The organism is Sorangium sp. So ce394 (assembly GCF_051474665.1).
In the GTDB taxonomy this organism is placed as follows: domain Bacteria; phylum Myxococcota_A; class Polyangia; order Polyangiales; family Polyangiaceae; genus Sorangium; species Sorangium cellulosum_D.
In genome coordinates this window covers 4,248,814-4,266,756 of record NZ_CP150339.1, presented here as the reverse complement: position 1 = coordinate 4,266,756, position 17,943 = coordinate 4,248,814, and the positions used below count along the sequence as shown (strand labels likewise).

13 protein-coding genes are annotated in these 17,943 nt (G+C 68.0%); 7 read left to right on the top strand and 6 right to left on the bottom strand.

Features of this window, described 5'->3' with window-relative positions:
- Positions 1–122: 122 nt before the first annotated feature.
- Positions 123–1,424, bottom strand: coding sequence for an MBL fold metallo-hydrolase (locus WMF33_RS15815; RefSeq protein ID WP_437337909.1), 1,302 nt, complete (start codon positions 1,422–1,424; stop codon positions 123–125).
- Between the two features lie 404 nt (positions 1,425–1,828).
- Here WMF33_RS15815 and WMF33_RS15810 point away from each other — a divergent pair, with 404 nt between their 5' ends.
- The 6 genes from WMF33_RS15810 to WMF33_RS15785 all read left to right on the top strand — a co-directional run bounded on the left by WMF33_RS15810 (position 1,829) and on the right by WMF33_RS15785 (position 11,666).
- A complete protein-coding gene (locus WMF33_RS15810; protein ID WP_437339488.1) occupies positions 1,829–2,308 on the top strand; it encodes a carboxymuconolactone decarboxylase family protein in 480 nt (159 codons plus the stop codon).
- A gap of 813 nt (positions 2,309–3,121) precedes the next feature.
- A complete protein-coding gene (locus tag WMF33_RS15805; RefSeq protein WP_437337908.1) occupies positions 3,122–4,951 on the top strand; it encodes a type I restriction-modification system subunit M in 1,830 nt (609 codons plus the stop codon).
- On the top strand, positions 4,938–6,248 hold the full coding sequence (locus WMF33_RS15800; RefSeq protein ID WP_437337907.1) for a restriction endonuclease subunit S: 1,311 nt from the start codon (positions 4,938–4,940) through the stop codon (positions 6,246–6,248). The genes WMF33_RS15805 and WMF33_RS15800 overlap by 14 nt, the downstream gene beginning before the upstream one ends.
- Positions 6,245–9,286 carry a type I restriction endonuclease subunit R gene (locus WMF33_RS15795; protein WP_437337906.1) on the top strand — a complete coding sequence of 1,014 codons (3,042 nt, stop codon included), beginning with the start codon at positions 6,245–6,247 and terminating at the stop codon, positions 9,284–9,286. The genes WMF33_RS15800 and WMF33_RS15795 overlap by 4 nt, the downstream gene beginning before the upstream one ends.
- Positions 9,286–10,017, top strand: coding sequence for a M48 family metallopeptidase (locus tag WMF33_RS15790; protein ID WP_437337905.1), 732 nt, complete (start codon positions 9,286–9,288; stop codon positions 10,015–10,017). Before WMF33_RS15795 ends, WMF33_RS15790 begins: the two co-directional genes overlap by 1 nt.
- A 698-nt stretch (positions 10,018–10,715) precedes the next feature.
- Positions 10,716–11,666: a hypothetical protein gene (locus WMF33_RS15785; RefSeq protein WP_437337904.1), complete on the top strand. Its 951-nt coding sequence runs from the start codon at positions 10,716–10,718 to the stop codon at positions 11,664–11,666.
- A gap of 42 nt (positions 11,667–11,708) precedes the next feature.
- Here WMF33_RS15785 and WMF33_RS15780 read toward each other — a convergent pair whose 3' ends face one another.
- The 4 genes from WMF33_RS15780 to WMF33_RS15765 all read right to left on the bottom strand — a co-directional run bounded on the left by WMF33_RS15780 (position 11,709) and on the right by WMF33_RS15765 (position 13,636).
- Positions 11,709–12,065, bottom strand: a complete 357-nt coding sequence (locus tag WMF33_RS15780) for a hypothetical protein (RefSeq protein ID WP_437337903.1) — start codon at positions 12,063–12,065, stop codon at positions 11,709–11,711.
- Positions 12,066–12,079: 14 nt separating this feature from the next.
- Positions 12,080–12,280, bottom strand: coding sequence for a hypothetical protein (locus tag WMF33_RS15775; protein ID WP_437337902.1), 201 nt, complete (start codon positions 12,278–12,280; stop codon positions 12,080–12,082).
- Positions 12,281–12,664: 384 nt separating this feature from the next.
- Positions 12,665–13,021 carry a hypothetical protein gene (locus WMF33_RS15770; protein WP_437337901.1) on the bottom strand — a complete coding sequence of 119 codons (357 nt, stop codon included), beginning with the start codon at positions 13,019–13,021 and terminating at the stop codon, positions 12,665–12,667.
- Between the two features lie 228 nt (positions 13,022–13,249).
- Positions 13,250–13,636, bottom strand: a complete 387-nt coding sequence (locus WMF33_RS15765; protein ID WP_437337900.1) for a fucose-binding lectin II — start codon at positions 13,634–13,636, stop codon at positions 13,250–13,252.
- 408 nt (positions 13,637–14,044) lie between these two features.
- Here WMF33_RS15765 and WMF33_RS15760 point away from each other — a divergent pair, with 408 nt between their 5' ends.
- Positions 14,045–14,470: an STAS/SEC14 domain-containing protein gene (locus tag WMF33_RS15760; protein WP_437337899.1), complete on the top strand. Its 426-nt coding sequence runs from the start codon at positions 14,045–14,047 to the stop codon at positions 14,468–14,470.
- An 80-nt stretch (positions 14,471–14,550) separates the two neighbouring features.
- Here the strand turns inward: WMF33_RS15760 and WMF33_RS15755 are convergent, their stop codons facing one another.
- Complete coding sequence (locus tag WMF33_RS15755; protein ID WP_437337898.1) at positions 14,551–17,901, bottom strand: PQQ-dependent sugar dehydrogenase; 3,351 nt, start codon at positions 17,899–17,901, stop codon at positions 14,551–14,553.
- Positions 17,902–17,943: the final 42 nt, after the last annotated feature.

Below are 17,943 nucleotides of genomic sequence, written 5' to 3'. Positions count from 1 at the left end.
CCCTAGCCGATGTGACGACGCGAACGGGCGTTCAGCGCCCGGTCACGTTGGCGAGCCCACCCCTACCCCTCGAGAGGATCACGATCCTGCGGAAGGCACGGAGGAAGCTCCTCGCGATGAGCTCAGCGTGTTTGGAGCGTGTCCCGGCGCGCGGCGAGCCATACGGCCCCGGCGGCGGCCAGGAGGGCGGTGGCGCCGAGGAGATAGAGCCGGCGCAGGGCGACCGCCGTCTTGTCGGGATCGAAATCGGTGAGCGAGCTCCGCGCGCCGCGCGGCAATACCCAGGCGTCGCTCCCGCCGCCGATCGCGCGCACCGCCCGGCCGAGCCTGCCCTCGGGCGCGATCCGGCCCTGAGCGTACAGGATCCAGCGGCCCAGCGGCGTATGCCCCTTCGGCTTCTGCTCCATCGACGCGATGACGCGGCGGAGCTCGTCGGCCGTCTCGGCCGCGCTCCCCTCGCCCGGCAGGCGGGCCCATTCCCCGTGACCCGGCAACACCCACGCGAACCTCAGCCATCCGGCCTCGGCCGCCGCGAGCAGATAACGCACCGATCGGGTCTGACGCTCCCAATCCTCCCAGCATTGCAATCGATGCGCCACGAGTCGACCCAGGACGCGCGAATAGCTCAGGTGATCGCCGGTGAACAGGAAGCGGCCTCGGTACAGGAGGCATAGCGAGCCCGGCGTGTGTCCGGGCTGCGGCACGATCACGATCTCGGCCTCCTTGGCCGCCTCTCTCGAGAGCGGCTCCCCCTCGGGCGAGAGCGCGCCGAGCTCGTCCCCGAGCTTGATCTCCACGTCGCCGGTCGAGGCCATGTGCTCGGTCTCACGGAGGTTCACGTCCGCGGCGCCGATGATGCGGCGACAGCCCGGGAAGCGGCTGGCGAACTCGGCGTGGTGGTGCGCGTGATCCCGGTGCGTCAGAAAGAGCCACCGCACGCCGCCGTGCTCCGCGAGCCAGCGGAAGACCTCCTCGCTCGGCTTCGGGGGATCGATCAGCACCCCGCCTCCGTCCCGCTCGATGAAATAGGACAGGGCGCTGATGTTCTTGATGGATGGCTGTCCGATGATCCAGACGTTATCCTCGATGAGGCGCGGAAAACCGCGCCAGGGCGAGCCGAGGGCGCCCCGGCGGACCCGCGACGCGCCCGGCTTGAGCTTGATGGCGCCGAACGGGCACGCCGCGACCGCCGTCCGCGCCGCCATCAGATCTTCCTGGCTCCGCGGCTGCCGCAGCACCCCCGTGAAGGCGCCCGCCTCGTAGGAGCCCGGCAGCACCGAGAGGCGGCGGCCTTCCGGGAGGTCGCTGGCCGGCACCACCTCGCCGAGGAGCTCCGGCGCGTAGTTCCGGCACGTGCCGGCGCCGCAGCACTTGCGCGTGACGAACAGCTCTCCCCAATCCTCGACCTGCATTTCGTCTTGCATCGCGGTACCTCGTGGATGGCAATCGCTGGTGGAGCGTCTCTCAGCCGAGCTCGGCGCGCGAATCGTGCGAGCTCGAGGGAGGTGCTCGCCGCGCGGCCCGCGCTCGACGCGGCAGTGTCAAGGGCGACGGTAGCTTCTCCGGCTGCGCTTGACCAGGCGGCGACGTGCTGCGCGACGCCTCCTTATCTCGAGCCAGCATCGCCTCGCGCTCCGGGTCGCGGGCCTGGCGGGCCTCGAACCGCTCCGGCAGCCAACAATTTTTCATCCATCGGTCACACTCCCTCGCCGCGCTTCGTCATGGCTGTGACGAACGAACCCTCGCCGATGTGACGACGCGAACGGACGTTCAGCGTCCGGTCACGGTCGGCGAGCCCACCCCTATCCTCGAGAGGATCACGATCATGTTGAAGGCACGGATGAAGAACCCCGCGATGCTCATGCCCGAAGTCATACAGCCCATCCACGCCCTGCTCGGCACGGCGAAGAAGAGCGGCGTGCCGGCGCGGACGCTCGAGCTCGTCCACCTGCGGGTGAGCCAGATCAACGGGTGCGGCTTCTGCGTCGACGTGGGCGCGCGCGATCTCAAGAAGGCGGGCGAGACCGACGAGCGCATGTTCGCCGTGGCGGCCTGGCGCGAGACGCCCTATTTCACCGACGCGGAGCGCGCCGCGCTGGCGCTCGCCGAGGCCGCGACGAGGCTCAGCGATCGCGCGGATCCGGTGCCCGACGACGTCTGGGAGGAGGCGGCGAGGCACTACGACGAGCGGGCGCTCGCGGGGCTGATCCTGCACATCGCGCTGGTCAACTGCTTCAACCGCTTCAACGTCACCACGAGGCAGATCGCCGGCTCGATGAAGTTGGAGGCGCGGGCGGACGGTCGCTGAGGAGGCGATAGGGGCCGGGTTCACCGGCGTTCGGTCAGGGGGCTTTGCATTGGTATACCGGCCCTCTTCCCTCTTCCCTCTTCCCTCTTCCCTCTTCCCTCTTCCCTCTCTCGTGCGCGTGCGCGGTAACTCCGGGGAATCGCGCACGCGCACGCGCACGAAGGACGAGCACGGAAGACGAAGGACGAGCACGGAAGACGAAGGACGAGCACGGAAGACGAAGGACGAGCACGGAAGACGGAAGACGTCTGCATGAAACCCGCGCGAAAACCGCTCTCGAGCCACGTCTCGGCGCCCTTGCCGTCTCTCAAGTCCTGCTGGGCGGGGCTCGCGATGCCTCCAGCGCGGCCTTGCGAGCGGCGGTCTGGGTTCGCGAGACGTCCGCGGTCGCCTGCGAGGCGCGACAGGGCGGGTGCCTCCGGGAAGCGCGTCCAGCGGGAGGCGGAGCGCCTCGGCGGCCCCGCTCGGGCGAGACGTGCGAGCCAGCCCGACCAGGCGAGCTCCCCCTTCCCGACCGCAAGCTGCCCCTCCCCGGCATCCGCCGCCTGAGCCCGCCTGCCTCGACATCTCCGCGGAGGAGGTCTCCGAGGCACCGGCTCCGGCCAGGACCCGCCCCCGGGCGAACCGGCCTCGTCCCACCGCCTCGCTCACCTCGCCCGGCCGGCCAGGCCGCCGTGGAGCTCCCTCGGGCGGCGCATCCCACGGGCAGCGGCCCTGGAGCACATCCCCCGAGGCCCGCGCGCTCCGGCCCTCGCCGACACGCCTTCGCCTTGATCGGTTCCGTCCCGCCCGCGTAACGTCGGCATCGTGCCGATGGTGCAGAAGCGAACCGTTCTCGAACACCTCACGCGCGACGAGCTGATCTCCATCGCCGACGCGTTCGATGTCCACGTCCAGGATCGGCGGAGCAAGGAGAAGCTGGTGGAGGCCGTGGCGGCCTCCAGGAGCGCCACGCTGGCCGCCGTTCTGCCGTCGTACTCCCGGGACCGGCTGAAGGAGCTTTGCCGGGCCCTGAACCTCGACGACGGCGGCCGCGAGAAGGCCGTGCTTGTCGCGCGGCTCGCCGGGGGGAAGGCGTCCGAGCCGCCGGCGGCTCCGAAGGCGAACGGGGCGGCGCGGGCGGTGCCCGAGCAGGTCGAGCTGGCCCTCGGGGAGAAGCTCACGATCGACAGGCTCGAGCGGCATCTCTGGTCGGCCGCGGACATCCTGCGGGGGTCGATCGACTCGAGCGATTACAAGAACTTCATCTTCGGGCTCCTCTTCCTGAAGCGCCTGAGCGACCGGTTCAACGAGGAGGTCGAGGCGCTGAAGGGCGTGCCGAACGCCGATCCCGAAGACCCCGACGAGCACGGCTTCTTCGTGCCGAAGCGGGCCCGGTGGTCCGAGCTGCAGAAGGTCGCGAGCCAGGTCGGCGACGCGCTCAACAAGGCGGCGTCGGCGCTGGAAGAGGCGAATCCGCAGCTCGAAGGGGTGCTCGCCGGGATCGACTTCAACGACGAGCGGAAGCTCGGCGACGCGAAGAATCGGGACGTGGTGCTGGGGCGATTGGTGCAGCACTTCTCGAAGCTGTCGCTCAAGAACGCCGCGCTCTCCGAGCCGGACATGCTGGGCCGGGCGTACGAGTACCTGATCGAGAAGTTCGCGGACGACGCCGGCAAGAAGGGTGGCGAGTTCTACACGCCGCGCATGGTGGTGCGGCTCATCGTCGAGCTCCTGGAGCCCAGGGCGGGAATGCGGATCTGCGACCCGACCGCCGGATCGGGCGGCATGCTGATCGAGTGCGCCCACTACCTGGAGCGGCACGGGCAGAACCCGAAGGACCTGTCGCTCTTCGGCCAGGAGAAGAACCTGGGGACCTGGGCCATCTGCAAGATGAACATGCTGCTCCACGGGCTGCCCGACGCGCGGATCGAGAAGGGGGACACGATCCGCGATCCGAAGCTGCGGTACAAAGAGGGGCTGATGGTGTTCGACCGGGTGATCGCCAATCCGCCGTTCTCGCTCGACGAGTGGGGGCGGGACGTGGCCGAGAACGATCCGTACCGGCGCTTCCGCTTCGGCGTGCCGCCCAAGACCAAGGGGGATCTCGCGTTCGTGCAGCACATGATCGCGACCACCAACGATAAGGGCAAGGTGGGGGTCGTGATGCCGCACGGGGTGCTGTTCCGCGGGGCCGCGGAGGGGGAGATCCGCAAGGGCATGCTGGAGGAGGACCTCGTCGAGGCCGTGGTGGGGCTGCCGACGAACCTATTCTATGGGACGGGGATCCCGGCGGCGGTGCTGGTGCTCAACAGGAGCAAGGCGGCCGGCAGAAGGAAGAAGGTGCTGTTCATCGAGGCGTCGCGGGAGTTCAAGGAGGGGTCGGCGCAGAACTACCTGCGCGAGGAGGACGTCAAGAAGATCGCGGCGACGTTCAGGGCCTTCAAGGACGTGGACAAGTACGCGCGGGTCGTGGGGCTCGAGGAGATCGAGAAGAACGACTTCAACCTGAACATCTCGCGGTACGTCGAGACGGCCGAGGCCGCGGAGAGGGTCGAGGTGGCGCATGCGCTTCAGAAGCTACGCGAGCTGGAGAAGAAGCGGGGGGCGGCCGAGGCGAGGATGAACGCATACCTCAAGGAGCTCGGGTATGGCGAGAAATAGACTGTATCCGCCGAGCGTAGACCCGGGTTTCCCTGAGTTGCCCCCGACGCCGAGTGGGTGGAACAGGTCCAAATTCAAGAATCTGGTGGACGCTATCGAGCGCCCCATCAAGCTGGGCCCCGATTCGACTTACCGGCTGCTCACAGCGAAGAGAAACCGCGGCGGCATAACACTCCGCGGCGAGCTAAAGGGACGAGAAATCCTAACAAAAACTCAGTTCGAGGCCCATGCAGGAGATTTCTTAATATCCCGCCGACAGATTATTCATGGCGCCTGCGGCGTTGTTCCCGAAGCATTACACGGGGCAGTGGTATCGAACGAGTACTCGACTCTTCGGACCCGCACCGGCTTTCTCATGGACTTCTTACGCCACCTTTCACATACGGCATACTTCCAACGCACATGTTTCCACTCCAGCCACGGCGTCGATGTCGAGAAGATGGTCTTCAAGCTCGATCAGTGGCTGGACTGGCCGGTGAATGTTCCCCCGATTGGCGAGCAGCGGAAGATCGCCGCCATCCTCTCCGCCGTGGACGACGCTATCGAGACTACCCAGGCGGTCATCGACCAGCTCCAGGTCGTCAAGAAGGCGATGATGGCCGAGCTGCTGACGCGAGGGCTTCCCGGCCGGCACACGCGGTTCAAGAAGACCGAGATCGGAGAGGTGCCGGAGGAGTGGGAGGTGGTTCCGGTGTCGGCGGTCGCAGAGGTGACATACGGCCTCACCGTGAACTCGGAGCGCAGAAACGCATCGGTGCGACGCCCCTACCTAACTGTCGCAAACTTACAGGAAGGTGGATTTGACCTAAGAGAAGTCAAAAGCATCGGCGTGCTTCCGGGTGATGTGGAGCGTTTCGGCGTCAAGGCTGGCGACCTTCTCGTTGTCGAAGGCAACGCAAATATCCTACGCCTAGGCCAAGCAGCAGTGTGGAAGGGGGAGATTCCTGGGGCCCTCCACCAGAACCACTTGATTCGGATTCGGCCAACAAATCCGTCCGTCATCTCGAACTGGCTCACTCACTGCTTCAACGGGGAACGCGGCCGCCAGCAATTGGAATCTTGCGCAAAAACCAGCAGCGGCTTACACACGATCAACTCCCGTGTAGTCAGCGAACTCCGCATAGGTTTGCCGAACCTGCAAGAGCAAGAGGCCATTTGTGGTGCTATTTCGGCTATTGACGAAAGAATTGAAGCCGAGAGGGTTCAAGCTTCTTCTGGACGGAGTGCTAAGTCTGCCCTCCTCTCCTCCCTCCTCACCGGCGAAATCCGCGTCACCCCCGACGAGGCCTCCCCATGACCCCACCTGGCACCGCCTGGAACGAGGTCTCCCTCTCCGAGGATCCCGCCGTCGCCCTCCTCGAGAAGCTCGGCTACCGCTACGTCGCCCCCGAGGTCCTCGAAGCCGAGCGCGAGGGCCTCAGGCAGCCGCTCCTCCCCGCCCGCCTCGCAAAGGCCCTCAAGAAGCTCAACCCCTGGCTCTCCGACGACAACCTCCACAAGGCCGTCCGCTCCGTCGGCGCCATCCAGTCGGCCACGCTCATCGAGGCGAGCGAGGAGGTCTACAAGACCCTCGCCCACACCCGCTCGTTCGAGCAGGACCTCGGCGACGGCCGCAAGAGCCACGACGTCCGCTTCATCGACTTCGATAAGCCATCGAACAACGAATTCCTCGTCACCCGCCAGTACGCGGTGAAGGGCGCCAAGAAGACCATCCGCCCCGACATCGTGGTCTTCGTCAACGGCCTCCCGCTCGCCGTCATCGAGTGCAAGAACCCCACGCTCGGCGAGGCCTGGAAGCTCGAGGCCATCGACCAGTTCAGCCGCTACCAGGAGCTCGACGACAAGTACCGCGAGCTCGGCGCCCCCAGGCTGTTCGAGACCGTGCAGGTCCTCATCGCCACCTGCGATCAAGCGGCGGTCTACGGCACGGTCACCACCCCGTACCGCTTCTTCGCCGAGTGGAAGACCCCCTGGCCGATGCCCCCGGAGAAGCTCCGCGCCCTCGTCGGCCGCGAGCCGACCGCGCAGGACGTCACCCTCGCGGGGCTGCTCGCCCCGCAGAACCTCCTCGACCTCGTCCGGAGCTTCGTCGTCTTCGAGCCCGACCGCGACACGGGCCGCGTCGTCCGCAAGCTCTGCCGCTACCAGCAATTCACGGCCGTCAACAAGGCGATCGAGCGCGCCCGGACGGCGAAGAAGCCGGCCGACCGCGGCGGCGTCGTCTGGCACACGCAGGGGTCGGGCAAGAGCCTCACCATGCTGTGGCTCGCGCTCAAGCTCCGCCGCGACCCGCTGCACGAGAACCCCACCCTCGTGCTCGTCACCGACCGCAAGGACCTCGACGCGCAGATCACCGGCACCTTCCAGGCCTGCAAGTTCCCCAACCCGGAACGGGCCGAGAGCGTCCGGCACCTGCGCGAGCTGCTCTCGGGCCCTCCCGGCAAGACCGTGCTCACCACCGTGCAGAAGTTCCAGGAGCTCGCCGCCACCGGCGGGAAGCCCGGAAAGCGCGCCTCACGACAGGAGCACCCCGTCCTCTCCGACGCGCACAACCTCTTCGTCCTCACCGACGAGGCCCACCGCACCCAGTACGGCGGGCTCGCCGCCAACATGCGCAAGGCGCTCCCCAACGCGGCCTTCTTCGGCTTCACCGGGACGCCCATCGACAAGAAGGACCGCTCGACCCTCTCGACCTTCGGCCCGTACATCGACACATACACCATCGAGCAGGCCGTCGCCGACGGGGCCACCGTGCCCATCTTCTACGAGGGCCGGCTCCCCGCGCTGCGGATCATCGGCAACACGCTCGACGCCCTCTTCGATCGCGTGTTCGCCGACCGGTCCACCGAAGAGCGCGAGGCTATCAAGAAGAAATACGCCAACGAGCAGACCCTCGCCGGGGCGCCGAAGCGCGTCGAGGCGATCTGCCTCGACCTCATCGACCACTACGCGAAAGCCATCCAGCCCGGCGGCTTCAAGGCCCAGGTCGTGGCCTGCACCCGCGAGAACGCCGTGCTCTACAAGGAGACCCTCGACCGCCTCCACGGGCCGCCGTCGGCGATCGTCATCTCGGGGTCGAACAAGGACGCCGCCCACCTGGTCAAGCACCACACGAGCGAGGACCAAAGAAAGACCCTGATCGACCGCTTCCTCGCGAAGGACGATCCGCTGAAGGTCCTCGTCGTCTGCGACATGCTCCTCACCGGCTTCGACGCCCCGATCGAGCAGGTCATGTACCTCGACTCCCCGCTGAAGGAGCACACGCTGCTCCAGGCGATCGCCCGCGTGAACCGGACCGCCCAGGGGAAGAGCTACGGCCTCATCGTCGATTACTGGGGCGTCTCGGAGGCGCTCACCGAGGCGCTCGAGATCTTCGCCCCCGCCGAGGTCAAGGGCGCCATGGCGCCGATGACCGACGAGCTCCCGCGGCTGGAGGCACGGCACGCGGCGGCGCTGGGTTACTTCGCCCGGGTGAAGGACAAGGACGACCTCCACGCGTGCATCGCCGTCCTGGAGCCGGAGGACGTGCGGGCCGAGTTCGACGCGGCGTTCAAGCGGTTCTCGCAGAGCCTCGACATGCTGCTGCCGGATCCGAGCGCGCTGCCCTACGTCGCGGACGCGCGCTGGCTCGGGAAGATCCGGCAGTCGGCGGCGGCCAAGTTCCGCGATTCGAAGATCGATATCTCCGACTGCGGGGCCAAGGTCCGGAAGCTCATCGAGGAGGCGGTGGCGGCGGACGGGATCGAGATCCTGGTCAAGCCGATCTCGCTCTTCGCGCCGGAGCTCGAGGACAAGCTCAAGAAGCTGAAGACCCCCGAGGCGCGGGCGAGCGAGATGGAGCACGCGCTCCGGGACGAGATCCACGTCCGGCTCGACGACGACCCCGTGTTCTTCACGTCGCTGCGCGAGCGCCTCGAGCAGATCATCGAGGACCGCAAGGCGAAGCGCATCGACGCGGCCAAGCAGATGCTGCTGTTCGACGAGGTGAAGAAGAAGATCCACAACCGAGCGCAGACCGCCGAGACGCTGGGCCTCTCGGAGACGGGGCTCGCCATCTACGGGCTCATCTCGGAGCGCAAGCCGCTGAACGCCGCGGAGACGACCGGGAACGCTTACGGGAAGGTGGATGAGGCCAAGAAGGAGCTGGCCTCGCTGCTGGAAGAGCAGATCGAGCCCCAGGTGTCGCTCGTCGACTGGGTGCACAAGGACGATGTGCAGCGGGAGATGCGCAGGCGGATCAAGCGGCAGCTGCGGGCGGCGGGGTTCGCCGGCGACACGATCGACGCGACGGCGGACAGCATCGTCGACCTCATGAAGCGGCGCCGAGGGCGGTGATGCTCCCGGAGCGGTCCGAGGTGACGTGGGGCACGACGCACCTCGCCTACGAGATCCGGCGGAGCGCCCGGAGGTCCACGGTGTCGATCGCGATCGACCCGGACTACGGGCTCGTCGTGACGGCGCCCGAGGCGACGCCGATCGCGCGGCTGGACGCGGTGGTCCGGTCGAAGGCGCCCTGGATCGTCCCGCGGCTCAAGCGCCGGAGCGAGCGGCCGCCCCCGAGCGGGGCGCGGGAGTTCGTGAGCGGCGAGTCGTTCCTGTACCTCGGGCGGCAGCTCCGGCTCCGCCTGCTCCCCGAGCAGGACCCCCGCCCGCTGGCCCTCCGCGGCGGCTGGCTCGATCTGCCGCTCCCGCGGGGGCTCCCGCCCGAGCACCGCAGCGCCTACGCGCGGGCGGCGCTGCTCGACTGGTACAAGCGGCGCGCCGCGGAGCGCCTCCCCGCGTGGGCCGCGCCGTGGGCGCAGAAGCTCGGGGTGACGTGCCGGCGCCTCCTCGTGACCGACCAGGCGAAGCGCTGGGGGAGCTGCTCCCGCGGCGTCCTCCGGCTCAACTGGCGCATCGTGCAGGCGCCGAGGATCCTGGTCGACTACGTGCTCGCCCACGAGCTCGCGCACCTGATCCACGATCACCATGGGCGGGAGTTCTGGGCGACGCTCGGCAGGGTGATGCCCGACTACGAGACCAGGAAGGCCCGGCTGAGAGAGCTCGGTCCGGCGCTCCTGTGGTGACGGCGTCGGCCGCGGTCGGCGACTTCGGTGCTCTCTTGAAGCCTATCGGCTGCATGGGAACCCGCGCCGGAGGTGTCGATGCACGAGAGCACACGCACCTGGCAGCCGCCGCCGAGCTCGCTGCCGCACGCGTCGACGACTCAGGCGACTGGGCACGCCCCGGCTCCCATGCGCAAGGACCGCATGGACATAATGTGACCCAGATTACCTGTTGACGCCGCCTCTTCGCTGAGAGAACGGTGCGCTCAGCGGGAAGGGGAGGAACATGAAACACGGCTTAACGGCGAAAGCGAGCGCGCTCGTGCTGTGCGGGGCACTCGCGATGATGCTCGCGTCGGCCTGCGACTTATCGTACACCTGCGAGACAGTGGAGTCGGGAGGCGTGGGTGCTGGATACCCAACCGAATCCGTAGGGGCGGGAGATTACCCGAACAACGGCGAAGAAGGCGAAGGAGGGGGCGAAGAAGTGGGCAGTGAATCATTCGCGCTGATGGCAGGATGTACCCCGGTCGCCAGGTGCAGCGAGTACTTCGACGATTGTCAAGCCAAAGGGTGGCCCTGCACGCGCATAACGACAAGCGGCCATACGTTCTGCCGCGACTGCCTTGATTATTGCCTTCGCAACGAACCCTACGAATTCAGTGAGTGCCTTCGCTGTGGATATCGCTAGCGCGACGCATATAGTTTTCGAGTCGCGCGTGGCGGATCGCATTGCGTCGCTGGGTGCCACCAACGCGGTCGTCGACTCAGACTGCCTTCTCGTTGGGCCGTCTCGTAGGGGCACGTCAGAGCATGCTCTCGCGCGTCAGGCATGGTGGGGCTCTTTCGTCGACCCCATCGGCGGTGATCGCAAGATGGGCCGCGTGGTCGTGTGGGTTTCGTCCACAAATCTGCGCGAACGCGTGGGTCTCTGGAGGGTCTGCGGTAGGCTGCGCGAGTATCGCATTCCGCGCAAGGACATCGCTATCGTCGAGCTGGACCCGCCATTCCGCGGGCCGGATACGCGCGAATCTGCCGTGCCGACGTGGTGCTCCGCCTCTGAGCTGGGTACCCTCCCGGCGCGGCTCAGTGACGCGCGCCCCTGGCCGCGCGAACGCTACTGGCGCGCCGTCCGCCTCTGGAGCCAGTACACCGCAGCGGACCCGAGGCGGCTCGCGCAGAACTGCGCACGCGGCATCGAAGGGTTTCCAGAGCTCGCTCCCTTATGGGCACTCCTCTCTTCTTTTTTTCCAAGGAGGACCACGGAAGGGACCCTGCGCCTCAGTCGATTCGACGAGCTGCTCATGACCGCCCTGTCCTCGGAATGGCAGACTCCTCTCGCGGTGGCTAGCCGCGACTTGCGATCTGGAATGGATCTGTGGCGGACGCTCTCCTGCACAGGCGACCTGTTCCTGCCGCGCCGGCTAGAACATTGGGCGGACCACGATGCAAGCGCGGCCGTGGAGCGCGCGCCTGGCCCCAAGCCACCTGACGCTGGTTACCCGATGCTCTCGGAGGTCTACCGCCTCACCGAACGCGGGATGCGGCTCCGCGACGAGGGGCTGACTCGGCTGACGGACGCGCCGAGCCTGCCGATCGCCGGAACCGAGGCGTACTCGGCTTCGGCTCCCTGGGTGCTGCTCGAAGATGGCCGGCTCGCTCGGCCGTGAAGGCTAGCCGCTGGCAGGTGGCCGGCCTGCGCCGCCTCGACGTCACTGACTCCCCTGCCCGGCCGGTGATGTGTCACTTTCTTTCAACGCGCGCACGCACCGTTCCGCCAGAGCGTGAATCTCCTGAGCTGATTGACGCGCTTCGTCGCTGTCGAAGCCCGGCGCAATCAGCCGGTTGACCCGCTTGACCAGCTCGAGGTTGCCAGCCGAGAAGTCGGCCGTTCCGACGCCGATCTTGCCCGCCGCATGAAGCTCGATGAGCCGCTCATACGCCTTCTCGAACGACGCGAGCCTCTCAAGGACGTCCCGGCGGTTTGCGACCACATAGGCCCACGCGGCAACGACATCGAGCGCGTGCGCCCCGTTGTAGAAATCAACCAGGGAATCCTCGATATCCATCACATTTCTCTCCGTCACAGCCCACGCTTCGCATCTCCCACGAACTCCACATCAAAACAAACGGCAAGCCTGGGGTCGGCACCGATCTGGATCCCGCCCACGGTCACGCCACCGCTGAGCTCGAAAGCCGTTGCCGGCGCCGGAACAACGACCAGCGCGCAGGCACACCCGCGCAGCACGAGCGCGCACGCCTTCCCCTTCAGCCCGTTCCCCATGCCCTCCCCCACCCCGAATCCCGAGGCTTCGCCTGCCGGAGAGCGGCGTCAACAGTGATCTAGGCCACGTTACGTCCTCGGTGTTTCTGAACCGGCGTGCCGAGCGCGGTGTGTCGAATCGCTAGACCGGGGCGCCCGCCAGCGACACGGCACCGTCTCCGGTATAGGCCGACCGAGAACGGCTCGACCGGGCCTGGCGAGGCCGCACCGCCCTGCTTACGGGCACCGACCCGGGTTCGTGACGCCGTGTGACCTCCGTGGGCCCCGACGCCAGGGCACGAGGCTTCCACCTCGCGTGCGGCCCCCAGATGGCCGGCTCGCTCGGCTGTGAAGGCTAGCCGCTGGCAGGTGGCCGGCCTGCGCCGCCTTCCCGCCGCCTCGACCTCACGGACTCCCCTGCCCGGCCGGCGACGTGTCGCTTTCTTTCAACGCGCTCGCGCACAGCTCCGCCAGCGCATGGATCTCTCGAGCTGCTTGACGCGCTTCGTCGCTGTCGAAGCCCGCCGCAATCAGCCGATTGAGCCGCTTGACCATCTCGAGGTTGCCAGCCGGAAAATCGGCCGCTCCGACGCCGAGCTTGCCCGCCGCCTGCAGCTCGATGAGCCGCTCATACGCTTTCTCGAACGAGGCGAGGCTTTCAAGGACGGCCTGTCGGTTTGCGACCACATAGGCCCACGCAGCTACGACATCGACCGCGTGCGCCCCACTGTAGAAATCAACCAGCACATCCTGGATATCCATCACAATCCTCCCCGGCGCTGCTCCCGCTGTAGTTCTCTCCCAGGCCGACCCCCACGTCGGCCTTGGCGCGTTCGACCTTCCGGAGGGAGCCGATGGCGATCCCGGCCGCGGTGGCGAGCAGCCCGCCCACTCCACCAGCCTGGCGCGGCGCGCCGCCGGAGCTCAGGGGGCCCGTTCGACGCCGCCAGCTGCCCCTCCGGCGCCCCACCTCCGGATCTCCCGCCAGGACTACGTGGACGTGCTCCAGCTGAGCTCGAGCACGCTGTCGTTGTAGTCGCTGTCGTCTCCGTTCTCGGCGACGATCACCAGGAGATTGTAGCTGCCGATCGCGTAAGGACCGCCCGATTTCAGCTGGTGCGACTTGCGCCACTCTGCGTTGATGTCCGTTTGATACTCGAACTTCGCCTGCAGCTTCGCCCGCGAGTTGGCGACGATGGTCGACTGGCCCGTCATGGCGTTGCGCTCGCCAGAGCCCGCGAAGACGCACAGCACCTCATCGTTGCGAGTCACCGTGATCCGTTGAGTGTGCCTCGAGTTCGTCGTCACCTTGATGGTCACGGTCACACCATCCGGGAGCTCGTCGATTTCACAGGTGTTGCCGTTCAATTGAGGCATCTGCTCATGCTCCTTCTTGGGGATCGCGCGCCGCGGCCGGGAGGACGACCGTCGAGCGCGGGGACGGTCTCGCGGCGTCAGAGGATGGCTATCAAACCTGCCGCAAGCGTGCAACGACAAACATCTTCCTGCGCTGGACGCGGTCATGCGCGGACCGATCTGGCTCAGCCGGCCCACGGCGCGCCGATGCCGCGGCGGCCTACCCTGGTGTCTCCCGGGTTTCTCCCGGGCGAGCGCGGGTCGCCAGGCGCCGCCCCGCCGGGCTCGGCGTCCGGGCGCGGAGCCGGTCCGGTGTGGGCGCGGCGGATACGATGGCGGTCGCGGCTCCTCCCCGTGAGGGCGCGCCGCTCCCCTTCGCACCGAGAGACCCCTGTCGCCGTGCGACGCAGAGCGGCTATGCTGCCCGCCATGCACGAGCCGGATCCCAGGCGCGGAGTCCTCGAGCTCCGCGAGGAGCCCAACGGAATCCTCTATGTGACGGCCGAAGGAGAGCTCTCGGAGGAGATGGTGCGCTCGATCGCCGCAGCGTCCCGGCGCATCGCGGAGAGCGGCCGCGAGGTCCTGGCGCTCGCCGACGTGAGCCGCATCAAGGCCATCCCGCATGACGTGCGCAAGCTCATGGCGGGCGGAACGCTCGGGGCGCGCCACGACGCGGTCGCGGTCGTCGGAGCGAGCTTCGCCCTGCGCGTCCTCGCGATGCTCACCCTGAGGAGCGTGAACCTCCTCACGTCACGCTCCTATCCCGTCGATTTCTTCGCCACGGAAGCCGAGGCGTGCGCGTGGCTCCTCGCTCGGCGGGACGAGATCCGGGCCAGGCAGCAGCCGGCCGCGTGACGCTGCCCGCCGCACCCTCGCCCAGCATCGCCCGCTGAAGCTGCGGAAGAGTCACACCGCATCTCGACGCGATCGTCGTTCTAGGGACAGCCCGTCAGGCCGTCAATCCACTGCGCTAGCAGCGCCGCGCCTCCGCCGTCGGCGAGCTTGCTGCCGATGGGCGGCATGAAGCTCGCCGCGCGCTGGCTCATGCGCAGCCAGACCACCGACGCCTCGTGAGCGCCCGGCTCGATCAGCGCGAGCCCCGAGTAAGCCGTCAGGATCGACTCCTGGTCGCAGATGTTCTTGCCGGCAAGCGGCGTGTCGTAGCGATAGTCCGCGGTGCCGTAGCCGGGGCCGCCCGGGCGGTGGCAGTTCGAGCAGTTGACATGCAGGTAAGCGTCGGCGCGCATCTGCAGCGACGCGTCCGGCTGCGCGTGCGGCGGGAACGGCGGCAGGCTGGTGAGGTTGCCGCTCAGCATGCCGATGGCGTTCAGCGTGTCGAACTGGTTCGCCGTACGGCCGGTCGACGGATAGAGCCGGGTCACGTTGAGCTGCCGCGTCTCGAGGCCCAGGCTGAAACCGGCGGCGCTGGTGTGGCACTCGAAGCATTGCGCTTCGGTCGGGTAGCTCCAGACGTGGCCTCCGGCGAGCGTCTTGGAGGCGCCGTCGATCGGATCGACCAGGAAGGCCTCGTCCTGCGCGTCGCTCCACCGGTACGTGTAGGCTCCGTAGGCGCCGTTCGTGAAGCGCACGAAGAAGCGTGTCTCGAAGTACTGGCCTTGCCACTGGAAGCTCTTGATCGTGACGGCCCCGGGCGGCAGCTCGAAGTCGCCGTCGTTCTTCACGTCGAACGTCGTGCCGTCCGGCAAAGCGAGGTACCGCGACTTCACCGCGCCGTCCGACCAGAACGGCTCGGCGATCGCGTACGGGAGCACCCCGGGGGCGAGCGCCGGCGGGTTCGCGACGCTGGTGAAGCAGGGGTGATCGCTGAGCAGGACCGGCGGATCGATCGCCCCATCGCCCGCCACGCACGCCGTGTTCGACGGCCGCGCATCGAGGCCGAGCTGGCTCCCCATGCAGGTGTCGCAATCCCACGGGCAGCTCGCGCACGTCTCGCCGCCGTTGCAGGCGCGATCGCCGCAGACCGGGCCGGCGTCGGGGAAGCCCCAGACCTCGATCTCGGCGAGCTCGACCGGTCCGCCGACGTTTTGCATGCACACCGACACGCGCGAGACGCCGGGCACGTCGGCGAAGTCCACGGTATTCCAGGCCGGCATCGCGCTCGGCGTGTCGGTGTACGCGAAGGCGTCCACATAGCCGCTGCCGGTCTGGTACTGCACCTTCCAGGTGTCCGTATGCCAGGCGCCGTCGTTGTCCTCGAGCAGGCGCGCCGAGCTGATGGTGTAGGTCCCGCCGAGATCGTACGTGGCGCAGCTCGGCGAGGCCGCGCTGCTCACCTTGGCGGTCAGGTTGCCGTCGGTGAGGCCGGCCGCGCTCGACCAGCCGCCGCTGTCGCTCACGTGGGCCAGCGTCAGCTTGGCGGGTGTGCCGCTGCACGTGCCGCAGTCCGCGGCGCAGCTGCCGCACGTCTCGCCCGCGTCGCAGGCGCCGTCGCCGCACGAGGGGCCGGCGCCGCCGCAGGCCGTCGCCTCGAGATAGAAGCGCTCCCAGGACGTGGCGTCCCCCGTCACGCAGCTCGTGCCGTTGCCGCCGTCGCCGCTCTTGATCGGGCCAGCGGTGCTCGTCGCCTTCCAGTGCGGCGCCGCGCCGGTGAGCGCCGCGTAGCCCTTGCCGTTCGGGTAGAGGCCGCCGCTCGAGCAGTCGTATTCCGCAAACGCGGCAGCGGTCGCCGACGTCGCGTCCATCGTGAGATCATTGGCCACCACGCGCAGGTAATCGCCTGAGCTGCTCTTGAATTTGAACGCGGCCCCCGACGGGACCTTCTCGAAGATCTGCGCGCCGGCCTGCGTGGCGCCGGGCACGACCTTCTTGGCAGCGTCGAGCACCAGGTAGTTGTTCGTGCGCTGGGAGCGTATCTTGACGCAGCTGTTGCAACTGCCGTTGTCCACGTACTGGCACATGCCGCTCACGCACGCGTCCGTGGTGCAGGTCGAGCCGTCGTTGCAGGTCGCCGAGCTCGTGCAGCACTGGCCGTTGTCGGTGTAGGCGCAGCCGCTCGTGGCGTTGCAGCCGTTGGTCGTGCAGGGGTCGCCGTCGTCGCAGCTCAGCGGTGTGCCGGCCTGGCACTGCCCGGCGACGCAGGTCTCCGCGCCGGTGCAGACGTCGCCGTCGCTGCAATCGGCGTTCGTGGTGCAGGCCGGCTGCGCCACGTAGATGCGCCCGACCTTGGCGCCGCTGCCGCGCTGCAAGTAATAGAGCGAGCCGTCCAGGCCGACGTCGAGGTCGACGGGGTTGTTCAGCTCGCCGTTCGAGTCGTCCGCGAAGACGGCGACGCCCGTGCCGTCCTGGTTCATGGACCAGATCTGGCTGGAGCAGTAGTCGGCGAAGAAGTACTTGCCGACGTAGGACGGCGGGAAGTTCACGACCGTTGGGTTGTAGAAGGTGCCGCCCGTGATCGCGCAGCGCCCGGCGTCGCGCGGGTAGGCGTGGACCGGCGGCACCGGCGAGGGGCCGCCCCCATGGCCGTAGTTCGAGCCGCGCGTGATGTGGTCGATCTCCTCCGGGTCGCCTCCGCCCACGTCGTTGGCGAAGATCTTCCCTGACGCGCGCTCGACGGAGAAGGTGAACGGGTTGCGCAGGCCGTACGCCCAGATGGCGCGCGCGAGGCCGGTGGAGGTGCCGTAAAAGGGGTTGTCGGTGGGGATGCTGCCGTCGGGGTTGAAGCGATGGATCTTGCCGAAGGTGTGGTTCAGGTCCTGGGCGTGCGCCGTTTCGGCGTTGTCGCCGTGCGCGACGTAGAGCTTGCCGTCGTTGCCGAAGTGGAGCGCGCCGCTGTTGTGGTTGCCTGCCGCGCTGAGCGGGGGAAACTCCACGAGCACGACCTCGCTGCCGGCCGCCGCCACGTCGCCGCTCGCCGTGAAGCGGCTGACGCGGTTGTGCGCGCTGCCGCTGGTCGAGGTGTAAAAGAGGTAGACGTGACCGTTGCTCGAGAAGCTCGGGTCGAGGGTGATGCCGACCAGGCCTCGCTCGTTGACGCTGTCGACCGTGACGGTGACGAACGGCGCGGCGAGCAGCGCGTTGTTCTTGATGACGCGCACCTGCCCCGTCTGCTGCGTGACGAAGATGCGACCGTCGGGCGCGATCGCCATCGCCGTCGGCTGGCTGAGCCCCGTCGCGATCACCTGGTGCTGGAAGCCCGAGGGGATGACGATGGGCTGCCTGGCTTGGCCGGCCTCGCCTCGATCGGGCTGTTCGGGGCTCTCCGACGCACAACCCAGGGCGACGAGGCCGACGGCGAGCGCAGACGGCCGCAGGATGTGCCTGGCCACCGAGCCGAACCCATGAGCGCAGCTGCGCAACGAGAGTAGGCG

Excerpts from the sequence above, each read along its gene's own strand:
- WMF33_RS15770 (WP_437337901.1), bottom strand. The coding sequence starts at position 13,021 with ATGGATATCCAGGATGTGCTGGTTGATTTCTACAGTGGGGCGCACGCG.
- WMF33_RS15780 (WP_437337903.1), bottom strand. The coding sequence starts at position 12,065 with ATGGATATCGAGGATTCCCTGGTTGATTTCTACAACGGGGCGCACGCG.
- WMF33_RS15760 (WP_437337899.1), top strand. The coding sequence starts at position 14,045 with ATGCACGAGCCGGATCCCAGGCGCGGAGTCCTCGAGCTCCGCGAGGAG.
- WMF33_RS15775 (WP_437337902.1), bottom strand. The coding sequence starts at position 12,280 with ATGGGGAACGGGCTGAAGGGGAAGGCGTGCGCGCTCGTGCTGCGCGGG.
- WMF33_RS15790 (WP_437337905.1), top strand. The coding sequence starts at position 9,286 with ATGCTCCCGGAGCGGTCCGAGGTGACGTGGGGCACGACGCACCTCGCC.
- WMF33_RS15815 (WP_437337909.1), bottom strand. The coding sequence starts at position 1,424 with ATGCAAGACGAAATGCAGGTCGAGGATTGGGGAGAGCTGTTCGTCACG.
- WMF33_RS15765 (WP_437337900.1), bottom strand. The coding sequence starts at position 13,636 with ATGCCTCAATTGAACGGCAACACCTGTGAAATCGACGAGCTCCCGGAT.
- WMF33_RS15800 (WP_437337907.1), top strand. The coding sequence starts at position 4,938 with ATGGCGAGAAATAGACTGTATCCGCCGAGCGTAGACCCGGGTTTCCCT.
- WMF33_RS15795 (WP_437337906.1), top strand. The coding sequence starts at position 6,245 with ATGACCCCACCTGGCACCGCCTGGAACGAGGTCTCCCTCTCCGAGGAT.
- WMF33_RS15805 (WP_437337908.1), top strand. The coding sequence starts at position 3,122 with ATGGTGCAGAAGCGAACCGTTCTCGAACACCTCACGCGCGACGAGCTG.